General features: G+C 67.7%; 1 protein-coding gene and 1 pseudogene. Both read left to right on the top strand.

The window, feature by feature from the left end:
- Positions 1 to 88 precede the first annotated feature (88 nt).
- Positions 89 to 376: a transposase gene (locus IG90_RS0138635; protein ID WP_030596003.1), complete on the top strand. Its 288-nt coding sequence runs from the start codon at positions 89 to 91 to the stop codon at positions 374 to 376.
- Between the two features lie 14 nt (positions 377 to 390).
- Positions 391 to 1,290: pseudogene (locus tag IG90_RS0138630) on the top strand (IS3 family transposase); the annotation flags it as partial.
- Between the last annotated feature and the right edge of the window lie 36 nt (positions 1,291 to 1,326).

The raw sequence follows: 1,326 nt of genomic DNA, 5'->3' as shown, positions 1-1,326 counted from the left end.
TGAAGCTCCCCCCTTGACCTGGACAGCCTGATACTGGGACGGAAGGTCCCGGAGGAAGCAGTCACAGGTAGTGAGCAAGAAGAGCAACATGAGTAAGCGGTACACGGCCGAGTTCAAACGCGACGCCGTCGCGCTGGCGCTGTCGTCGGACAAGACGGTCACCGAGGTCGCCCGGGACCTGGGGGTGAGCCCGGAGGGTCTGCGTGGCTGGGTGAAGCAGGCCAAGGTCGACCGGGGCGAGGGGCCCGCCGGGACTCTGACCAGCGCCGAGCGGGAAGAACTCGCCCAGCTGCGGCGTAAGGTCCGCGAGCTGGAGAAGACGGTCGACATCCTGGGAAAAGCGACCGCCTTCTTCGCGCAGGACAAGATGAGGTAGGCACCGCCACGCGGTGCCGCTTCATCGACGCGGAGAAGACATCGGACGACAATCAAGCAGGTCACAGCGTTGCGCTGCTGTGCCGTGTGCTCGGCGTGCCGCGCTCTACCTACTACGCGCACCGGGCGGCCGCGTCAGCGCGCCGGGTCGCGCGGCGCGAGGAGGAACGCCTGGTGGACGAGATCCGGGTGCTCCACGCCGCATCGCGCGGCGCCTACGGGGCCCCGCGGATCCACGCCGCCCTGCGGCGGGCCGGGCGGGCGGTGAACCCGAAGAGGGTCGAGCGGCTGATGCGCAAGTACCGGATCGTCGGGATCACCCGCCGCCGGCGTCGGGGCCTGACCAGGCAGGCCAGGCGGGCGGTGTTCGCCGCCGACCTGATCGGCCGGGACTTCACCGCCCCCCGTCCCGGGATGCGGCTGGTCGGTGACATGACCGAACTCGTCACCCTGGAAGGGAAGTTGTATCTGGCGACCTGCATCGATCTCGCGACGCGGGAGGTGATCGGCTGGGCGATGGCCGACCACCACCGCGCCGAACTGCCGGTCGCCGCCCTGCGGATGGCGGCCGGACGCGGCGGCCTGGAAGCCGGCTGCATCATGCACACCGACCGCGGCAGCGAATACACGAGTGACGAATTCCGCACCGAGATACGCAAGTTGCGCATGCGACAGTCGATGGGACGTGTCGGCTCTTGTTACGATAATGCTGCTGCGGAAAGCTGGTTCGCTGTCCTCAAAGCGGAGATCGGAACCACCGTCTGGGAGACCCGCGAGGCCGCCCGGGCCGACGTCTTCCGTTACATCGAGATCGAGTACAACCGCAGCCGACTCCGCAGACACCCCGAGTATGGGTACGTCACCCCACTCGAAACGAGAACCTTGCTCAGGCAAGACCTCACCCCCGCAGCGTAAACACCCGCTGTCCAGGGCCCGGGGGGAACTTCACCA

Source organism: Streptomyces anulatus, assembly GCF_000721175.1.
Classification (GTDB): Bacteria; Actinomycetota; Actinomycetes; order Streptomycetales; family Streptomycetaceae; genus Streptomyces; species Streptomyces anulatus_C.
Note: the sequence above shows the minus strand (reverse complement) of the source record. Positions and strands in the feature narration are given on the sequence as shown.

What these genes read in the sequence shown, in the direction of transcription:
- IG90_RS0138635 (WP_030596003.1), top strand. Translation starts at nt 89, where the DNA reads ATGAGTAAGCGGTACACGGCCGAGTTCAAACGCGACGCCGTCGCGCTG.